Genomic DNA, 20,933 nt, shown 5'->3' on the forward strand with positions numbered 1-20,933 from the left:
CATTCTACTTGACGGTCACACAAGATATTGATTTTGAAGATGGTTCTATTGATGTAAATAAAACGCTTCATCATCAAATAAACGAAGTTCAAAAAGATAGAATCGGACCTCCTAAAACTGAAAAAGCCTATAGAAAAATAAAAGTTGATAAAAAACTTTTAGAGGAATTAAAAGACCTTAAAAAACCCGCTGACCAAAATAAGGAAATATATGGTGACGAATATCACTATTATGAAGATTTACAAAAACAAAAATATGATTTAGTTTTTTGTTATGATAATGGAGAATTTATTCCAAAGTCTACTCTTTTTAATGCCTTGAAAAGAGTTTTAGAAAAATCTAAATTAGGTAAAAGAATTACTATTCATGATTTAAGAGACACACATACTGTTATGTGTTTAGAAGCTGGTATGCCCTTACAGGAAGTTTCAGAAAGATTGGGTCATGAAGATATAAGTACAACGAATGAATTTTACATTCACATTACCGATAAAATGAAAAACACTTCTATTGAAAAATTGGAAAATTACATGAGCGAACTTCTTGATGAATAGGTTAGAATATCGGTCAAAAAAGTCCGTCAAAAATGCTAGTCGGTCAAAGTTTGTTTTTCAGTCGGTCAAAATAAAAGTCGGTCAAACTCATGAAAAATTTGACCGACTAAGAAATGTTATTATATCAATACTTAATAGCTTAGAATTTTGAATGGTAGTTCTCAATTTCCCAAGAATGTACACTTGTACGGTAGCTATCCCATTCTGATTTCTTCAATGAGACATACTCGCTGTATACATGCTCTCCTAGTGTTTTAGCAGCAATCTCACCTGATTCTAATGCTTTGATTGACTCTGCTAAGCTACCAGGCAGGTTATCAATACCCAGGAAGGCTCTTTCCTCTTCCGTCATATGGAAGATATCCTCATTAATTGGAGCTGGCGCTTCTAATCCTTGTTCGATTCCATCTAAACCTGCTGCAGCAATAACTGCAAACGTTAAGTAAGGGTTTGCGGATGGATCTGGACAGCGTAATTCCACACGTGTCGCCAAACCTTTCTTGGCTGGAATACGAATTAGCGCTGAACGGTTAGAAGCAGACCAAGCAATATAACATGGTGCTTCATAGCCTGGAACTAAACGCTTGTAAGAGTTTACTAGTGGGTTTGTGACTGCCGTAAAGCTCTTTACGTTTTCTAGGACACCTGCAATGAATTGGTATGCTTTTTCCGATAATTGTAACTCATCTTCTGGATTAAAGAAGGCATTTTCGCTTCCTTCAAAGAATGACATATTGACATGCATACCAGAACCGTTGATTCCAAATACTGGTTTTGGCATAAATGTAGCGTGCAATCCAAATTTCTTCGCAACTGTCTTCACGACCCATTTATATGTTGTTGACAGGTCTGCTGCCGTTAAAGCATCAGCATATTTAAAGTTAATTTCATGTTGTCCTTCTGCTACTTCGTGATGAGATGCTTCAATGGTAAAGCCCATTGCTTTTAAGGCACGGTAGATTTCTAAACGAACGCGCTCGCCAAGATCATGTGGTGATGGCTCAAAATAACCTGCTTTATCACCGAGTTCTTGCGTTGCATATCCATTTTCATCTGTTTTAAAAAGGAAAAATTCTAACTCAGGTCCAACTGAAATCGTGTACCCTTGATCAGCAGCACGTTCAACTGTTTTTTTGAGAACATTTCTCGTATCCCCAGCAAAAAGTGAGCCGTCTGGGTTCTTTACAGAACATAAGAAGCGTGCTTCTGCATATCCCTCTTCTACTGTCCAAGGAAGAACTGCGAATGTAGCTAAATCTGGTTGAAGATAAAGGTCCGATTTATTAATCGGTGAAAAACCTTTAATCGAAGAACCATCAAACATCATTTTACCTTCTACGACATCTTCTAGTTGCTCAACTGTTACCGTAACGTGCTTTAAGATCCCTTCTATGTCGACAAATTGCAAGTGTAATAGTTCAACACTTTTTTCGTTAATCGTTTCTTTAATTAGTTCTAAAGTTGTTGCAACTGCAGGTGTGTTTGAAATGAATGTTTTCGTCATGTTATATTACCTCGCAATTTCATGTTATATTTTGTTACATCAATAAATAGATTATATTTTAAAAAGCATAGTTTGACAATCTTTTTTTAGTAAATTTTTTGAATATTTATGCTGTTTTTTTAGTAAGCGTTTTCATCTTTTAGGCATTAAAAGGAAGTTTTTTCAATCTGCGTGGGTTTTTTGGTTTATAAATATACAAAAATATGCATAATGATCTTATAAAAAGATGTCTGACACGAGCTATTAGAGTATGTAATAGGTTGACCATTTTTCTTGGTTAAGAAATACGACATACAATAAAGAGAAAACCCTCTATCCGCTGATAGAGGGTTTTCTCTTTATTATGATGCTTTTTGGATATCTATATCTTTTCCTTCTTTACGCATCTTATTAAATTCAGCAGTCGCTGTGAATAGGACGTCTGTGGATGAGTTCAGTGCTGTTTCAAAAGAGTCTTGTAAAACTCCGATGATAAAGCCTACCCCAACTACCTGCATAGCCACATCAGCTGGAATTCCGAATAAGCTGCATGCTAGAGGAATAAGTAATAAGGAACCGCCAGCAACCCCTGAAGCACCGCATGCACATACAGCGGACAATACGCTGAGGATGATTGCTGTAGGTATATCCACTTGAATTCCTAATGTATGAACCGCTGCAAGTGTCAAAACAGAAATCGTAACAGCTGCACCAGCCATATTGACGGTGGCGCCAAGTGGAATAGATACAGAATAGGTATCCCTATCTAATCCTAGTTTTTCACATAATCTCATATTGACAGGAATGTTTGCAGCCGAGCTGCGTGTAAAGAATGCTGTAATACCGCTTTCCTTTATGCACTTAAATACAAGCGGGTATGGATTCTGACGAATTGCCGCAAAGACAATGATTGGATTAACAACAAGTGCCACAAAGACCATGCAGCCAATCAAAACTAAAAGTAATTTTCCATAACTAAGTAAAGATTCAATTCCATTTGTAGTAATAGACTCAATAACTAGACCCATGATTCCAAATGGTGCAAACTTAATGACCCATGTAACTACTTTGGATACGGCATCTGAAAAATTAGAAATCATTGTTTTTGTCGTATCCGGGGCATTTTTTAAAGCAACACCAAGGACTATAGCCCAAGCTAAAATACCGATATAGTTCCCATTAAAAATGGCCTTCACTGGGTTATCCACAACGTTCATCAGTAATGCTTTGAGTACCTCTACCACACCACCAGGAGCCGCCAACTCCTCAGCACCCTTTGCAAGTGTTAAGCCTACAGGAAAAATAAAGCTTACAATAACAGCTACTAATCCAGCTAAAAAGGTTCCTAGAAGGTATAGGAAAATAATAGACTTCATATTCGTTTGGTGACCACTCTTGTGTTGAGCGATGGCTGACATAACTAAGAAAAGTACCAGCACTGGTGCTATTGCTTTTAATGCCCCTACAAACAAAGAACCTAATATCACAATGGGTTTTGCTACTTCTGGGATCGTAACCGCCAGGATAATACCAATAATCAAACCTACAATTATTTGTTTTACCAGACTCATATGATTCCACTTATTCATTAGTTTTTTCAAGATATATTCCCCCACTTGTTTGAGATAATATTGCAACATTCATTGTCTATTTAGATGTGCATGTTCACTCTCCACTTAATCAACTGAACTATTCTCTAACAAATAGTATTATAATGAATATTTAGACATATTACAATAGTATTATTTTTTGTTAAATGTAGTAAATAATAAAAATAAAACACTGCTCTCAAATGTGAGTTCCCTCTGATGAACTGCTTTTCAAATGATCCAGCTTAAATAAAAAGAGTAATAGTATTGATTCAAAGTGTACAGCTATGATTTTTCACGAAATATCCTTCCGCACTTCTTTCCTTGAGATTAAGATATTTTCCACCTCATTCACATTGTTTGTTATTTGACTATATTAACTTAATAATTTGCATGAATCAAGTAATATTTTAAGATAAAACACGAACGTTAATAAAAAAATACTAAAAAATGTTCGAGTTTAATTAAATGTAGATTCCTTTGAATATTGAACTAAAGAATATAAATGTACACAGTAAAAGAGAATTCAGTGTAGAATAACTATTATGAAGTGGAGGTCGTAAAATGAAAAAAGTGATTATTTATTCCCAAGAGACGTGCCCACCTTGTCATGCGGAAAAACTATGGTTAAAAGAAAATGGGATTGAGTTCGAAGAAAAAGATATTCGTAAAAACGATCAATATCTGCAAGAACTTATTGAACTAGGTGCTTCTGCTACACCAGTAACCATTATCAAAGACGAAGATAGCGAAGAGGTCATCCTAGGATTTGATCAAGCTAAATTCGCTGCATTATTTGGGGTTTAATGTCTGTAATAAGTTAAAGTTATATAACAAAAAAATGGCATGCGTCAATTCGCATGCCATTTCGTGAGTCAATTTGTATTCGTGCACCTCAAAACGGTAACCTTAAACTAATACGAGCAAGTGCTTTTTGAGAAATATATTTCCCTTCCAAGGAACCTATCAGTTACAAATAAATGTAGATTTTATTCTCCTACTATCTTCCCGTTCTTTAGCATCTCCTCTGTTAAGGTGATTCCTTCCTCCTTAGCTGCTTTTTTGTTGATAAACAGCTCAAGGTTTTCCGGGAAGCCAACTGGAATTTCGTTAGGTTTCTTTCCTTTGAGAATTTCCACAGCATTTTACCGGTAGAGTAGCCTAGATCGTGATAGTCAAATCCATAAGATGCGAAGGTTCCACGTTTTACAGAATCGCCTTCACCGACAAAGGTTGGGATATTTTGGGCGTTGGCAACAGTTATAACCGATTCTAGGGCAGAAACAACGGTGTTGTCCTTTGGAATGTATAATACGTCCGCACGTCCTACCATTGACTCTGCTGCTTGTTTTACTTCGGTACTAGCAGTTATGGTTGTTTCAACCGCCTCCAGCCTTACTGCCTCTAATGCGGTTTTCGCGTGTTTAACATTTACAACAGAGTTGGGTTCACCATTGTTATATATGATGCCTACCTTCTTGGCATCGGGGATAAATGTTTTAATTGCAGCAATCGTATTCTTTATCGCATCTGGGTGCGTATCAGATGTGCCTGTCGCATTCCCGCCTGGCTTTTCCAGGCTTTTGACAAGTTCGGCCCCGACTGGATCAGTAATGGCGGTAAACAATATTGGAATATCCTTCGTCTGCTTGACCACCGCCTGAGCACTTGGGGTGGCGATAGCCAAAATAAGGTTATTCTTGTCTGCAACCAATTTTTGGGCAATAGACATATTATTGTTCATATCTCCCTGGGCATTTTGGTAATCAAGCTTCAAGTTCTTTCCTTCTTCATAGCCAGCATCCTTTAGTGCCGCGATAAAACCCTCTCGTGCAGAATCAAGTGACGGATGCTCGACAATTTGCGTAATGCCTATTTTCACCACTTTCTCGTTTTTGTCCTTTGTCTGTCCGCCAGTTTCCTTACTTCCCCCTCCACATGCCGAAAGCAACAATAACACTCCAAACAAAAATAGTGCTAAACTCTTTTTCATCCATTGATCCTCCTAAAATTACTCAACTATTTATGTATTCTACTGATGAACAATAAATGAAGCAGTCTCCTTACTATCGTAAATTTTTGTAATAAATTTATAATATTCAGATTTTACCACGTATAGTAAGTGTGGGACAATAGTAATTTTAAGTGTAAGACGTTTTATAGTGATTAACATATTAATAACAAGGAAATTTATTCTTGATACCAAAACAAGAACAAGTCACAATCCAATTGCTGGAGTGTCTGCACAATTCTCCACATAGAATATAAGAAAAAGAAGGCTGACTCGCAACGTGCACAAATCAACTTTTTATTATGTTTTTTTAGGACTTTTATAAATGAATACAAAAAAAAGCTCTTGGACCAACCTAAATAGCTGATTGGGCCAAGGTCTTTTTCATTTATTTATGTTATTTAAAATTTCCACTCGTTCCTCATTTAATCTAGCTTACATTCTACAAAAATCCTTATGCGAAACGATAGTAGATCAATAAAAAGGTCGCCAGCACAAAAATGAAGTTTAAAAATACAAAGATAAATTGATCAACTTTTGTTTTATGCATTTTAATTGGCGGATTATAGAATGAAACACCCTCTATAATAAAGATGATTAAAACAACGTGAATCATGAAATGGCCGATGACTTCTGTCAATCCAAAGAGCATTGTGGTTGAGATAAAAATTCCTGTTACCACAAAACCAAGTACTCGATTTAAAATACCAACAACTAATAAATAACCTACAATAAATTCGATGAACGCCGCCATCACAACAAACAAACTTGGTTCAAAGCCAAATGTAGGCACATGATGGTTAGTGACAATATCCAATGCCATACCTGGATAAACCCATTTTTCGACGGCTACCCAGCTCAGTGATAACCCTGTCCCTAAATAGAGAAATGGGAACCCTGCCTTCTCCAGCTTTGTACTCCCTACCAATAAGACACCAATAATGGCTACATAAAAACCATAGTCTAACATATAAAAAATGCCATGATGGATCGTTACATAAATAAATAATCCTAATAGAATAGAAGCACCGATTTTTGTTGAAATATGATGAGGAATCAATAAAAATCCAATGGTCACCCACGCTAATATAGTAATGAAAGTACTACTTATGTGAAACTCAGGAGCAAATAACGTTCCATTTATCATTTGAATTATCAATGCAATGGCGGTCCCATATTTTAATAAGTATCTAGAATACTTTCTTAGACTGGATAGACGATCCTCCATTTTTTTCATTGGTCCCCATTCAGCCATTTTCGGAATGATCAAGGTTAATGCAGCTAAAACAATAGCCGCAACTAGAGTTAAAAATATAAACACCGGTGATAATATATGTTCAATAGACTCCTTATGTGGCACTACTTTTGTGAACCATTTCACATGTGCCTGTGCAAAAAAAGGTGTCATAATAAGCCCTAGTGTTAATAGTATCTGAAATATCTTTTTCATTAGTAATCCCCCTAGTATTATAAACAACATGACTATAGTGATAATATACATGATAAATCATTATCATATCCGTCCTATAATTGAACTTTTTGTGAAATATTTCACAAAAGGAATTGGTCCATCGCATATGCGAGGAACTATCTAACGTAAACTATCAAGTCAACTTTTGTTTTCTTTTTTTGACTAGTTGGATTTAATTGAAGCATGATAAGGATTAAAATTAAAAGACCGAACATGCAGCAACACGTCCGATCAAGTTTATATTATATTTCCCTCAAAGGGGATCGACTATTTTCACACCAGGCGCTAAACACAAGAATACCTATCTCAATCCTTTTAGTCTACAAAAACTCCCCAACCGTCAGAATAACCACCATGTGGTTTGCTTAAGTTATTTAAATTATTCTGTATTTTAATTAATTCATTATAATTTAATAGCATTCTTTTAGAGCAACAACATGCCCACTCGTCAGTTTCGTCGTCTTGATCTAAGAAACAATTGAATCCTTCTTCTTTTAGTACTTGTGTTAATTTTTCTCCTGTTGTTTGATCAGGCACAGCAACAAAAAATTCCACTGATTGTTGTTTTTTAAAATCTAATCCCTCTTTATATAGACTTCGTAAAGCATCTCCATCAGCATCATTAGGAAATTTCATTCTTTTTCCTCCAAATTCTAGTACATTCATTGTTGTCATTATAATTCACTTATTTCTTTTCGACAAACCAGAAAGCTGACCGGATACTTATTTTATCCAAATTAGATAAGCTACTCTTATTCGTTTAGCAAGTAATTAACTGCTCTATTCTACTCCCGGAAACCATCCAGGCGAATGAATAATGGCCTTCCAGAGGGGATCTGGTACTTCCAGTTCGTGCTGATGATTCTTATTTATTTTGGTGACAATCTCAGATTCTCTACCTTGTTCCACTTTTTGCACCCACTCAGGATCAATAATTAGTTCACGTGCCAATGCGATTAAAGGGACTCCTGTTTCGTATGCTTTTAAGGCATCATCAGCTGTATAAATTGAACCGACACCGATTACTGGAACTCGGTCACCTACAAGCTCCTGAATGATTTCAAGACGTGAACGTGTATCCTCAACTCCCCGTTTAGGTGTTGATCTGAAATCCTGCAATGAAACATGAAGGTAATCAAGGTCTTTTTCTGCAAGTGTATCTATTAGTGCAAGTGTGTCAGCCATAGTGATCCCAGGTGTTTCAGGTTCCTCAGGGGAAAAACGATAGCCAACCAAGAAAGGCTCCTTCCCATATTCAGCAACAACTCTCTTTACTTCATCAATAACCGCTAGAGGAAAAGTTAGACGTTTTTCAAGAGTCCCACCCCATCGGTCTACACGACGATTAGAATGAGGGGAAAAGAATTGCTGAATCAGGTACCCATTGGCACCATGTAATTCAACACCATCATAACCTGCTTCAATGGCTCGTCGAGTGGTTTCTCCAAAATCGCGAATAATGGATTCGATCTCTGTTTCAGTCAATGCCCGGGGTACAGGTTTTCCTTTACCTTCTGAAGGAACTGCACTAGCACTTACCACATCACCATCTACTAATTCAGGTGGAACCTGGCGGCCGCCATGGAAGATTTGCAAAATCGCTTTCGCCCCCTTCTCTTTAATCGCTGATGCTAGACGACGCAAACTTGGTATCATTTCATCACGGTCTCCACCAAATTCACCATGAAATCCTTTACCATTCCTGGTCACATAGGTACATGCTGTAATGACCATTCCGACGCCATTGGATCGCCTTTCATAATACTTGACCTCCGCATCTGAGACGGTCCCATCAGGATTTGATGAGAAATTGGTCATTGGTGCCATGACAATGCGATTTTTTATTTGAATCCCCTTTCCTATCGTAAATGACTCAAATAATGGTGCATATTTTAAATTCATCATGCTTTACTCCTCCACCTTGTTCATTAATGTTAAATTGGAAATTACTTTACCCAATCTACAACTTCATCCTATAGTTTACCGTTTCGTTCAAGGCAAATTCCTAACATATTAAGTGTGCTTTACAATTAATTCTGTCAAAGCTTCTTTTGGTTGGAAGCCGATAACCTTATCTACTTCAACACCGTCTTTGAAAAGAATCAACGTTGGAATGCTCATGACGCCAAATGCCCGTGTTGTTTCTGGGTTCTCATCTACATTAAGTTTGATAATCCCAACTTTATCACCGATTTCAGCATCGATTTCCTCCAACACAGGTGCAACCATTTTACAAGGGCCGCACCACGGAGCCCAAAAATCTACTAACACCAATCCCTCTTTCATTTCTGAAGCAAAAGTTTGATCTGTTACGTGTGAAATAGCCATTATTTTTTCCTCCAATTTAATTTTATATTTTTGGCTCTGTTAAGGCTCATTGTGGATTTTGGCACTATGTTGATTGGAGCGGAAGGCGCGAGACTCCTGCGGAAAAAGAGGCTCCCGGACCGCCCGCGGAAAGCGAGCGCCTGGAGCGGAAATCAACATACAAGTTTAACATAGCTATATTTTTAAAAAACTTTATTGTTCTCTCAGACAAATATTTAATAATTACCTTTTTGCATCTAAATCCCTAATTCTGTTTCCACTGATTTTATATTCAGATTTCTTGTTATTCACTTTTGGAATTTTTTTACTAGATGCTAATTTCGCCGATAATTCCTTAAACCACTGCTCATCTTTAAAAAGTAAAGCTAAATCTATTAAAGCTAAAAGCTCACTTTCATTTCTACCTGTTAACTCTGGCAGCTTTTCAGCCCGTTTATTTAGGATCCAAATCGATTTTCCAATCGCTTTTTCATTGTCACTGTCGACCACATTTACTTGTAGAATTTCTTTGTGAGAGTCTACGGTTTCAACATACCCTTGAATCAGTTCTCCATCTTTTGACCTTCCATGTACCCAATCCCCATTTTCAAATCGATTGTTATCGGCCATCGTCATCTACACCCCTTAAATGTTATAAAAAAAGTTACAGTTTGGTTTTTAAAAAAAGTATATCATCAATATCGCGTCATACTGTAATAAAATAATATACAGAATACATGAAAGAAAAAACTAAATCATGTGCAACGTTTAATTTTTTCTAAAACAGTACTAAGAGTAATATTCTCTAAATATTTTTCAAAATACAATTCAGCATCATTGAAAATTTGATCCATAATCACCTGGGTATTAGACGATATCACACATTTTTGCTCCGGATCACCTGTGCACCAGTTTGGTTTTAGGCTTCCTCGTGAAACTATACGATAAATATCTGCCAATGATACCTCTTGAGAGTTACAGTCGAGAATATAGCCACCGCCGATACCTTCTTTTGTCTTAACAAATCCATGATTTCGCAAACAACTCATGATCTTGCGAATCCGTGCCGCGTTTGTACAAACATTGGTAGCGATCGACTCACTGCTAGCCATATGATCTGGTAAATATGCTAAATAGACTAAACTATGGACGGCTATTGTAAAATCACTATTCACTTTAATGCTTCCTCCTCAAGAAGATTAATGTAATTTTAATATTTACAGTTTATAAAGTCAACAAAAAATAACTCCATATTAATAATTTCCACTATAGCCCATTTGTTTTTGGCAATCAAAAAATTTAGTTTCTGCAGGATAAATTTTATTCATTATTTAGAAGAAGCACACTGTAGCATTTCATAAAATAATTTCCTAATGGTTACATTATAATAATAAAACTAGGGGGGTTTAGCATGACGACTTCGAGCCAAGCACCTATTACCTCATCAGAATTAGCAAATTTGTGGATGGCTTATCAAGAAAAAACCATGATGCTTAGAGTATTGGAACATTTTATCGAGCACTCCGATCCTGAAGGAAAACAACTGTTACAGTCGCATTATAATGGTGCCGCCAAAAACATTGAGATGATTAAAATTATTTTTCAACAAGAAGGCGCAGTAATTCCAATTGGTTTTACAGAAAACGATGTATATAAAAGCGTTCCAAAGTTATTTGATTTTATGTACGATATTATGTATCTACATTTGATGACTAAAGTGGAAATGAGCCTTTATGCACTTTTCACAGGCATGTCCTATCGAAAGGATATTGATGATTTATTTATCGGAATGACAGCTGCATCACAATCAATGAACAGCCAAGCAACTCAATTCCTTTTAGAAAAAGGGGTACTGGTACGTCCACCTTTTGTATCAATGCCAAAACAGGTAAATTTTGTACAGGAGAAAAATTATATGGATGGGTTTAATTGGTTTAGTGAAACTAGATCCCTGAATACTGTTGAAGTTTCTCTTATCCATCATGCAATTGAAACTAATCTTGTAGGGATGCAATTAATGATTGGATTCGCTCAAGTTGCTTCTGATAAAGAGGTTCAAAAATATCTTGCCAAAGGAATGGAATTGTCCAAAAAAATCGAAATAGATTTAGGTGAATTCTTACGCCAAAGTTATATTGAGCCCCCAGCTACTCATGCTGGTAAAGCAACAACGTCAAAAGCCGCGCCATTTTCTGACAAATTGATGATGTACAATACCAATTTGTTAGCTTCATTTGGGCTCGGAAGTAATGCATTAGGCACTGGATTTTGTTTACGGAGTGACTTGCCGGCTAAAATGGCTTTTAACGCAAAAAATATTTTCACTTTTGCTCAAGATGGGGGAAAGATTATGATCAAAAATGGCTGGATGGAAGAACCACCACAGATAGAGGATCGAAATCAATTAACCAAATAATTGTTTTTTGAGAACAGCAAAACTAACCTTAAAAAAGGCTAGTTTTTTTCTATTTGAGGTTCCAAACATTTGATCCACTCCTTATTGTTTGCTTTTTCAATATAATAACGTATTAATCATAGATATCTCAATAGAGAAATAAATTTAAATACGAACATTAATTTATTTTTAAATAATAATCATTCGTTAATTATTTTGTATCTGTTCCGCAGGAACTTATACTTTAACTCATAAAAAAGAGACCTGACTCAATAATGATATGAATCAGGTCTACTATCGAACTCGACATTTATTTAGGTAATAAGGATTTTCCCATCAAATAACGGTCCACTTCATGTGCAACCTGACGGCCTTCGTTGATAGCCCAGACAATAAGGCTTTGCCCTCTTCTTGCATCTCCCGCAGCAAATACACTTTCTACGTTTGTTCTGTACTCACCGTATGCTGCTTCGATCTTTTGATTGGCAGCTTTTACACCAAATTGGCTTAAAAGCGGCTGCTCCGTTCCCTCAAATCCAATCGCAATAAACACAAATTGAGCGGGCCATACTTTTTCTGTACCTGGTATTTCTTTAAAATAGAACCGACCTTCATCGTCTCTCAATTTTTCCATTTGGATGGTATGAAGTTCTTTAAGGTTGCCGTTTTCATCCGCTACAATTTTCTTGGTTTGGATAGAATACTGACGTGGATCTTCACCAAACTTTGCTTCTGCCTCTTTATAAGCATAATCCATTGTAAAAACATTGGGGTAGGCAGGCCACAGATTTCCTGAAGTACGAGTCTCAGGTAACTGCGGGTGTTTACCAAACTGAACCACACTACGGCATTTTTGGCGAAGGGCTGTAGCTACGCAGTCAGCTCCGGTGTCGCCTCCGCCAATGACAATGACGTCCTTGCCTTCAGTAGTAATAAACTGGCCATCTTCAAAGTTAGAATCCAAAAGACTCTTTGTCGATTTGCTCAGGTACTCCATCGCAAAATGGATTCCCTTCGCAGATCGGCCTTCAATTACAAGATCACGCTGTTTCTGAGCGCCAGTGCAAAGAATTACAGTATCGAATTGTGCTTGCAAATCTTCGGCAGTAATATCCTTTCCAACCTCAGTATTGGTGACAAAATCAATACCTTCTTGACGTAACAAGCTAATTCTCCGCTCTACCACTTCTTTATCAAGCTTCATATTTGGAATGCCGTACATAAGTAATCCACCTGGACGGTCTGAACGTTCAAAAACCGTTACCGAGTGACCTGCTTGGTTAAGTTGATCGGCACTGGCTAATCCAGCGGGGCCGGAACCGATAATCGCTACTTTCTTCCCGGTCCGTGAAACTGGAATACGAGGCGTGATCCAGCCATTTTCAAAACCTTTATCGATAATTGCCTGCTCAATGTTTTTAATCGTTACCGCTGGATCAGTAATAGCCAACGTACATGAACCTTCACACGGAGCTGGACAAACTCGCCCTGTGAACTCAGGGAAATTATTCGTTTTTAGCAAACGATCGAGCGCTTCTTTCCAACGGCCACGATAAACCAAATCATTCCACTCTGGAATAAGATTATGAATCGGACAGCCTGATGTTGCTCCTTGAATTTCCATTCCTATATGGCAGAAAGGAGTGGCACAATCCATGCACCGTGCTCCTTGTCTGCTTAATGTTTCATCTGAGAAAGGAACTGAATACTCTTTCCAGTCGCTTAAACGCGTAAGGGGATTTCGTTCTTTTCCTTTTTCTCGGTTGTATTCCATAAATCCTGTTGCTTTTCCCATCTTCCTCTCCCCTTTCTTAGCGTAGTACAGCTTCTGGCTGTTTAGGTGTATTTTTCTGTTTGGAGGAATTGGCCAAAAACGCACTCATTATTGCGTCTTCTTCTGTTAAACCTGCTTCCTTTTGCTTCTGAATTTGCTCCAACATGCGTTTATAGTCCTTTGGAATGACTTTGTTAAATTTTCTCACATGATTTTCCCAGTTTTCTAGAACACAGCTTGCTTTCACACTGTTCGTATTATAGAAATGAGTTTGAATCAATTGCTTAAGCTCATTCTCATCGTTTTTCGTTAAGGACTCAATTTCAATCATCTCTTGGTTACATAACTTCTTAAAGGCATCTTGATCATCAGCTAATACGTACGCAATTCCGCCAGACATCCCGGCAGCAAAGTTTTTGCCGACATCACCTAAAATAACGACACGTCCACCAGTCATATATTCACAGCCATGGTCACCAATTCCTTCGACCACGACGTTCACACCGCTATTACGGACTGCAAATCGTTCACCTGCACGTCCATTTATATACGCTTCACCGCTTGTCGCACCATATAAGGCAACATTTCCAGCGATTACATTTTCGCCTGCCGATAGTTTTGAAGATTCGTCTGCTTTCACAATCAACTTTCCGCCCGATAAGCCTTTTCCAAGGAAATCGTTTACGTCACCCGAAATCTCTAATGTCACGCCTTTCGGAACAAAGGCACCGAAGCTTTGACCTGCAGATCCAGTAAATCTTAGGGTAATCGTATTTTCAGGAAGCCCCTCTTCACCGTAACGCTTCGATACCTCACTTCCGACGATTGTTCCAACGACACGATTCACATTCGAAATCGGGAAGCTCGCATCCACTGGAATTCGATCTTGTAATGCTTGTTGAACCGCCGGCAAGATTTTTTGAATATCAAGTGAATCATCAATTTTATGATTTTGTGGAGTCTTGAACGTACGAACTCCTTCAGGTTGATGCAGCAATGGAGTTAAATCTAGATCCTTTGCTTTCCAGTGTGCTTTTGCACGGTCACTCATTTTCAGAACATCTGTACGGCCTACCATTTCATCAACCGTTCTAAAGCCAAGCTCAGCCATTAGTTCACGTACTTCTTGGGCAACAAAACGCATATAGTTTACGATGTAATCAGCTTCTCCTGTGAACTTTTTACGAAGCTCCGGATTTTGTGTAGCAATTCCAACCGGGCAAGTATCTAAGTGACATACGCGCATCATGACACATCCGAGCACGACAAGCGGGGCAGTCGCAAAACCAAACTCTTCTGCCCCAAATAACGCAGCCATTACGACATCTTTTCCAGTCATTAATTTACCGTCTGTCTCAAGGACAACACGTTCACGCAAGCCATTAAGCATTAATGTTTGGTGTGCTTCGGCAAGTCCAAGCTCCCATGGTAATCCCGTATGTTGGATACTGGTTTTTGGTGATGCTCCTGTTCCGCCGTCATAACCACTGATTACAATAACATCAGCTGCACCTTTCGCAACACCTGCCGCAATCGTTCCTACTCCGCCCTTAGATACGAGCTTAACGCTGATTCGGGCATCCCGATTGGCATTTTTTAAATCGTGAATCAGCTGTGCCAAGTCTTCAATCGAGTAGATATCATGGTGCGGCGGCGGCGAAATCAGCCCGACTCCTGGTGTAGAACCACGAACATCGGCCACCCATGGGTAAACTTTGTTCCCAGGCAGCTGTCCGCCTTCACCTGGCTTTGCCCCTTGTGCCATTTTAATTTGAAGCTCATCAGCATTGACAAGATAGTGACTTTTCACTCCGAAACGGCCTGAAGCAATTTGCTTCACAGCACTTCGGCGATTATCGCCATTTTCATCCAAGATAAAGCGGCTTGAATCTTCCCCGCCTTCACCCGAGTTGCTTTTTCCTCCTAAGCGATTCATCGCAATCGCCAATGTTTCATGGGCTTCCTTACTAATGGATCCAAATGACATTGCTCCTGTTTTAAAACGTCGAACAATGGAATCGACTGTTTCTACTTCCTCTATTGGTAAAGACTTTCTCGATTCATCAAATAAGAACAAATTCCGTAAGAATCCAATTCTCTCTTCATTTGCTAGCTTGGAATACTTTTTAAATAATTCGTAATCGCCTTTACGACAAGCCCATTGCAGGGTATGAATGGTTCCAGGGTTAAACGCGTGATGTTCCCCTGTTTTTCTCCACTGGAAATTACTTCCTGAATCTAATGTTTGATCATAAGAACCCGCAAATGCAGCAGTATGGAGCATCTTCGCTTCTTCAGCAATCGTATCTAAACTGATACCGCCAAGCTGAGAAACTGTTCCAGTAAAGTAACGTTCAATGACATCTCCACTAATTCCAACTGCTTCAAAAATTTGCGCACCGCGATAGCTTTGGACGGTTGAAATTCCCATTTTGGACATGACTTTTACAACGCCCTCAGTCATTCCTTTTACATACTTGCTTACTGCTTCCTCATATGTGAACGGTAAGCTTCCATCTAAAATAGCCTGCTTATATGTTGCGAAGGCAAGATACGGATTGATGGCATCAACACCATAGCCAATTAAAGCGGCCAAATGATGAACTTCACGTACTTCCCCTGATTCAATAATGATGCTTGCTTTCGTTCTGCTGCCTTCACGAATCAGATGCTGATGAAGGGCGCTTGCAGCCAATAATGAAGGAATCGCTGCTTCCTTTTGATTCATGTTACGATCAGATAAGATTAATAGACTTACACCTTCAGAGATGGCAGCATCCGCCTCTTGGCAAATCTTATCAAGACTGCCTTCGATATCTTCAGTGAACAGAATGTCAATTACCTTACTCTTAAAATCAACTGAATCCAATGATTTTAGCTGTTCCAGTTGACTATTGGTAATTACCGGTGTATCCAGCTGAATTCGGCGGCAGTTTAATTCTGAAGGATTCAATATATTTCCTTCCGCCCCTAATAATGTCATCGTCGATGTGACAATCTCTTCACGAAGTGAATCAATTGGCGGATTGGTTACTTGGGCAAATAGTTGCTTGAAGTAGTTAAACAAGGATTGAGCACGGTCAGATAAAACCGCTAATGGCATATCATTTCCCATTGCTCCAATTGGATCTTTCCCTTCGCTCACAACAGGAACTAGATATTTTGAAATATCTTCGTATGTGTAGCCAAATGATTTCTGGCGAACTAGTAAATCCGATAGAACCTCTTCTTCGTTTTGTCCATCATCATTTAATCGAACCAGTTGCTCATCTAACCATTGTTGATAAGGAAGAGCTTCAGCCATCTCGGATTTTACTTCTTCATCCGAAATAATTCGGCCTTCTTCTAAATCAATCAATAGCATTTTGCCTGGGCTTAAACGTTCTTTATATATTATTTTCTCGGGTTCGACATCGATGACGCCAACCTCTGATGAAAAAATAATATAATCATCATCAGTAACGTAATAACGAGCCGGACGAAGGCCGTTACGATCTAATATTGCCCCAATTTGTTTTCCATCCGTAAAGGAAATAGCTGTTGGACCATCCCAAGGTTCCATCAGACAGCTATGATATTCGTAAAAAGCTCTCTTTTCCTTTGTCATATGCGGGTTTTCTGACCATGGTTCAGGTATCAGCATCATCGCAGCGTGAGCAGGTTTCCGGCCAGCTAACACCAAGAATTCAAGTGCGTTATCCAAAATCGAAGAGTCACTTCCATCTGTATCTAAGAGTGGGAGCACCTTTTGCAGGTCCTCACCAAATGCTTCCGACACAAATTGCTTTTCACGCGCCTTCATCCAATGGACATTACCGCGAAGTGTATTAATTTCCCCATTATGGATCAGGTAGCGGTTTGGATGAGCTCTTTCCCAGCTAGGGAACGTATTTGTACTAAAGCGGGAATGCACTAAAGCGAAAGCCGATACAAAACTCTCATCCTGTAAATCTAGATAAAATCTGTTTACCTGTTCCGGTGTTAATAACCCTTTATATACAATGGTTCTGCTTGAAAGGCTGGCAAAATAAAAACTTAATTCAGATTCCTTAGCCCACTGTTCTGATTGTTTTCTAATGATATATAATTTACGCTCAAAAGATAATTCATCCAACAGTTCCTCGTTTGCTCCGATAAATACTTGGCGGATGAACGGGCGGCTTTTCTTGGCTGTTTCTCCGATTGTTTCTGTATTGACAGGCACAGTCCTCCATCCGAGAACCGTCTGACCTTCTTGTTCAACCAATTTATTGATATACGATTCTATTTTTTCTCTTTCAGAATCATTATTTGAGAAAAAAAGCATCCCTACCCCGTAGCGACCTTTTTCAGGTAATTGGACGTTCTGGAGGGCTTTGCGAAAAAAGCTATCTGGAATCTGGACCATGAGCCCGGCGCCATCTCCTGTAAATGGATCACTTCCCTGTCCCCCGCGGTGGTCTAGTTTACAAAGCATGCTTAGTCCTTTTTTTACAATCTCATGAGATGCATGCCCTTTAATGTGGGCATATAATCCAATTCCACATGCATCATGTTCATATTCAGGGCGGTAGAGACCTTGTGCCTTTGGTAGTTGATGAAATGTCATTATTATCTCCCCCGTTCTTAATTTTCCGATAAATCAGTATGAAGTAATTTTAAGTTTTAATATACATATAAACAATATATAATTAAGATTAAATCAATCTTGTTTTAATATGAATGGAGGAAATTAAGGTGGAATTGCGTCAATTACGATATTTTATGGAGGTAGCTGAACGCCAACATGTAACAGAAGCGGCTGAAAATCTAAATGTAGCCCAATCCGCGGTAAGTTTTCAGATTGCCAAGCTTGAAGATGAACTCGGTGTTCGTCTATTTGAACGAACCGGAAGGAATATTAAGTTAACCCAGATTGGAATGATCTTTTTAACTCATATAAAAAAGGCGATAAAATTTCTTGATGAGGCAAAAGAAAAGATTGATGAGTATTTAGATCCTCAATCCGGCACCATTAAAATTGGATATCCAACAAGTTTAGCCAGCTATTGGCTTCCAACGGTTATCTCTGCTTTTAGAACAAAACAACCAAACGTTGTTTTCCATTTGCGTCAGGGCTCCTATCAATACTTAATTGATGCCGTTAAAAATGGAGAAATTGATCTAGCGTTTATTGGCCCCGTCCCAACCAAAGATCCTGATATTGAAGCAAAGATTTTATTTACCGAAAACATTTCTGCTTTGCTTCCTGCAAACCATTCACTTGCCGACCGAAAGAGGTTAGATCTAGGTGAGTTACGAAACGATTCCTTTGTTTCATTCCCAAAAGGGTATATTCTCCAAAAAATTGCAGTAGAGGCATGCAAAGAAGCAGGATTTGTACCAAATATCACCTCAGAGGGAGAGGATTTAGATGCATTAAAGGGACTAGTTTCAGCAGGCATCGGGGTATGCCTCTTACCAGAAAGCACCGTTCATGACTCCATTCCACGGTTTACAGTAAAAATACCGATTGATTCCCCTCAAGTCAAAAGAACAGTTGGCCTAATCACACCAAAAATTAGAGACCTAGCACCCTCCGAAAATCTCTTTTACCAATTCGCGATTGATTTTTTCCGCGTATTAGAGCAGTTTCAATAGATTGGATTTTCGGTTTTATTTTCAGTGTTATTTTCAGTGTCATTTTCGGTGTCATTTTCGGTGTCAGGCACCGTAAAAAGACACTTATGTTCATTTGTTTATGTGGGGTGGACATTATACCCATCTCCCTTTTTATGTGGTCACAGGATCAAGAGATTTATCAATCATAAGCCGTATGAAGGTCAAAAGTTGTCGCAGCAACATTAGATTTGTCCTTCATAGAGGCCATGAAGGATAAAAGTCGCCGAGGGAACAATAGATTTGTCCTTCATAGAGGCCATGAAGGACAAAAATCGCCGAAGGAACATTAGATTTGTCCTTCATAGAGGCCATGAAGGACAAAAGTCGTCACAGCAACATTAGATTTGTCCTTCATAAGAGCCATGAAGGACAAAAGTCGCCGAAGGAACAATAGATTTGTCCTTCATAAGGGCCCGCTTATGAAGCTGCTAATAATAGTTAACGGAATGCCTTAGATCCTATATCTGTTCGGTAATGAGCACCTGTAAAAGATACTTTTTCTACTGATTGGTAAGCTAATTCCCTTGCTTGTCCTAGATTTTCTCCAATCGCAGTAATTCCTAGAACTCGTCCGCCATTAGTTACAATCGCGCCTTTCTCTTGCGTTGTACCGGCATGGAAGACGATTGTCGGATAAGCTATTTGGTCCAATCCGTTAATTACTTGGCCCTTTTCGTATGGGCCCGGATAGCCAGCAGAAGACATAATGACGCAAACAGCGGACTTTTCTTTCCATTTCACCTCTACATTTTCTAATTCTCCAGTGAGACTTGCCAGCAAGATATCAAGTAAATCTGTTTCGAGCAGTGGAAGAACTACTTGTGTTTCCGGATCGCCAAAGCGTGCATTGTATTCAATGACCTTTGGACCCTCTTTTGTCAGCATCAAACCCGTATAAAGAATCCCTTCAAAAGGACAACCTTCCGCTGCCATCGCTTTTGCAGTTGGTTGGACAATATCTTCGATTACCCGCTCAACCATTGATGAATTAATATGCGGTAAAGGAGCGTACGTTCCCATTCCACCAGTGTTTGGTCCTTTGTCATCATCATACACTGGCTTATGATCTTGAGCTGGAACCATTGGCTTCACAACCGTCCCATTCACAAAAGCAAGCAGGGTCATTTCTTCTCCCTCAAGATATTCCTCCACTACCACCCTCGCACCTGCCGAACCAAACGTAACTTCCTTTAGCATACTTTTAAGCGCTTTCTCAGCTTCCTCCAGTTTTTTTGCTACAACCACGCCTTTTCCTGCAGCTAAGCCATCCGCTTTGATAACGATTGGTGCTCCTTCACTGCGAACATAGGTAAGTGCCTCCTCGTAGTTTGAAAAAGAAGCATATTTAGCTGTCGGAATCTCATACTTCATCATTAATTCTTTAGCGAACTCCTTACTTCCCTCTATCATTGCCGCTTCCTTTGAAGGGCCATATACTGGTAATCCCTGCTCTTTAAAATAATTAACAATACCCAATGAGAGAGGCTCTTCTGGTCCAACAAAAGTAAGGTCTATTTGTTCCTTTTTGGCAAAATCCGCCAATTTCTCAATTTCTGAAACAGCTATCGAAACGCATTCTGCTAATTCTGCAATTCCAGGATTGCCAGGAGCACAATACATTTTTTTAATTTTAGGACTTTGCGACAGTTTCCAAACAATTGCATGTTCACGTCCGCCTCCCCCTACGACTAACACCTTCATTTAGTCTT

At 38.8% G+C, this 20,933-nt stretch carries 15 protein-coding genes and 1 pseudogene; 4 read left to right on the forward strand and 12 right to left on the reverse strand.

Going from position 1 to position 20,933, the window contains the following annotated elements; all coding sequences use genetic code 11:
• Positions 1-554 (forward strand): site-specific integrase (locus J7E67_RS13405; protein WP_214732057.1); only part of this gene is annotated, 554 nt, incomplete at its 5' end.
• A gap of 139 nt (positions 555-693) precedes the next feature.
• Here the strand turns inward: J7E67_RS13405 and glnA are convergent.
• Positions 694-2,058 carry a type I glutamate--ammonia ligase gene (gene glnA, locus J7E67_RS13410; RefSeq protein WP_214732058.1) on the reverse strand — a complete coding sequence of 455 codons (1,365 nt, stop codon included), beginning with the start codon at positions 2,056-2,058 and terminating at the stop codon, positions 694-696.
• Between the two features lie 341 nt (positions 2,059-2,399).
• A complete protein-coding gene (gene sstT / locus J7E67_RS13415; protein ID WP_374223926.1) occupies positions 2,400-3,626 on the reverse strand; it encodes a serine/threonine transporter SstT in 1,227 nt (408 codons plus the stop codon).
• 564 nt (positions 3,627-4,190) lie between these two features.
• Between sstT and J7E67_RS13420 the strand changes: the two genes are divergently transcribed.
• Positions 4,191-4,433, forward strand: coding sequence for a glutaredoxin family protein (locus J7E67_RS13420; RefSeq protein WP_214732060.1), 243 nt, complete (start codon positions 4,191-4,193; stop codon positions 4,431-4,433).
• A gap of 182 nt (positions 4,434-4,615) precedes the next feature.
• Here the strand turns inward: J7E67_RS13420 and J7E67_RS13425 are convergent.
• The 7 genes and pseudogenes from J7E67_RS13425 to J7E67_RS13455 form a co-directional block, all read right to left on the reverse strand.
• Positions 4,616-5,619 (reverse strand): annotated as a pseudogene (locus J7E67_RS13425) (ABC transporter substrate-binding protein).
• 472 nt (positions 5,620-6,091) lie between these two features.
• Positions 6,092-7,087: a hypothetical protein gene (locus J7E67_RS13430; RefSeq protein WP_214732062.1), complete on the reverse strand. Its 996-nt coding sequence runs from the start codon at positions 7,085-7,087 to the stop codon at positions 6,092-6,094.
• A gap of 336 nt (positions 7,088-7,423) precedes the next feature.
• Positions 7,424-7,744, reverse strand: coding sequence for a ribonuclease E inhibitor RraB (locus J7E67_RS13435; RefSeq protein ID WP_214719191.1), 321 nt, complete (start codon positions 7,742-7,744; stop codon positions 7,424-7,426).
• A 144-nt stretch (positions 7,745-7,888) separates the two neighbouring features.
• Positions 7,889-9,013, reverse strand: a complete 1,125-nt coding sequence (locus tag J7E67_RS13440; protein WP_214732064.1) for an NADH-dependent flavin oxidoreductase — start codon at positions 9,011-9,013, stop codon at positions 7,889-7,891.
• Positions 9,014-9,121: 108 nt separating this feature from the next.
• The gene (gene trxA, locus J7E67_RS13445; RefSeq protein WP_214719188.1) at positions 9,122-9,436 is read right to left on the reverse strand and encodes a thioredoxin; all 315 of its coding nucleotides are present in this window, start codon (positions 9,434-9,436) and stop codon (positions 9,122-9,124) included.
• A 222-nt stretch (positions 9,437-9,658) separates the two neighbouring features.
• Positions 9,659-10,051: an IDEAL domain-containing protein gene (locus J7E67_RS13450; RefSeq protein ID WP_214732066.1), complete on the reverse strand. Its 393-nt coding sequence runs from the start codon at positions 10,049-10,051 to the stop codon at positions 9,659-9,661.
• A 119-nt stretch (positions 10,052-10,170) separates the two neighbouring features.
• Positions 10,171-10,590, reverse strand: a complete 420-nt coding sequence (locus tag J7E67_RS13455; protein ID WP_214719185.1) for an RrF2 family transcriptional regulator — start codon at positions 10,588-10,590, stop codon at positions 10,171-10,173.
• A gap of 236 nt (positions 10,591-10,826) precedes the next feature.
• On the opposite strand from J7E67_RS13455, the gene J7E67_RS13460 reads away from it, so the two are divergent.
• Positions 10,827-11,831, forward strand: coding sequence for a DUF3231 family protein (locus J7E67_RS13460; protein ID WP_214732067.1), 1,005 nt, complete (start codon positions 10,827-10,829; stop codon positions 11,829-11,831).
• A 289-nt stretch (positions 11,832-12,120) separates the two neighbouring features.
• Here J7E67_RS13460 and gltD read toward each other — a convergent pair whose 3' ends face one another.
• Together gltD and gltB are read right to left on the reverse strand one after the other, a co-directional pair.
• Positions 12,121-13,605: a glutamate synthase small subunit gene (gene gltD / locus J7E67_RS13465; protein ID WP_214719181.1), complete on the reverse strand. Its 1,485-nt coding sequence runs from the start codon at positions 13,603-13,605 to the stop codon at positions 12,121-12,123.
• Positions 13,606-13,621: 16 nt separating this feature from the next.
• A complete protein-coding gene (gltB, locus tag J7E67_RS13470; RefSeq protein ID WP_214732068.1) occupies positions 13,622-18,172 on the reverse strand; it encodes a glutamate synthase large subunit in 4,551 nt (1,516 codons plus the stop codon).
• A 128-nt stretch (positions 18,173-18,300) separates the two neighbouring features.
• Here gltB and gltC point away from each other — a divergent pair, with 128 nt between their 5' ends.
• A complete protein-coding gene (gltC, locus tag J7E67_RS13475) occupies positions 18,301-19,203 on the forward strand; it encodes a glutamate biosynthesis transcriptional regulator GltC (protein ID WP_214732069.1) in 903 nt (300 codons plus the stop codon).
• Positions 19,204-19,662: 459 nt separating this feature from the next.
• Here gltC and purD read toward each other — a convergent pair whose 3' ends face one another.
• Entirely contained in the window at positions 19,663-20,925 is a 1,263-nt protein-coding gene (gene purD / locus J7E67_RS13480) for a phosphoribosylamine--glycine ligase (protein WP_214732070.1), read from the reverse strand.
• Positions 20,926-20,933 lie beyond the last annotated feature (8 nt).

The sequence above is a fragment of the Bacillus sp. ISL-46 genome (genome assembly GCF_018613205.1).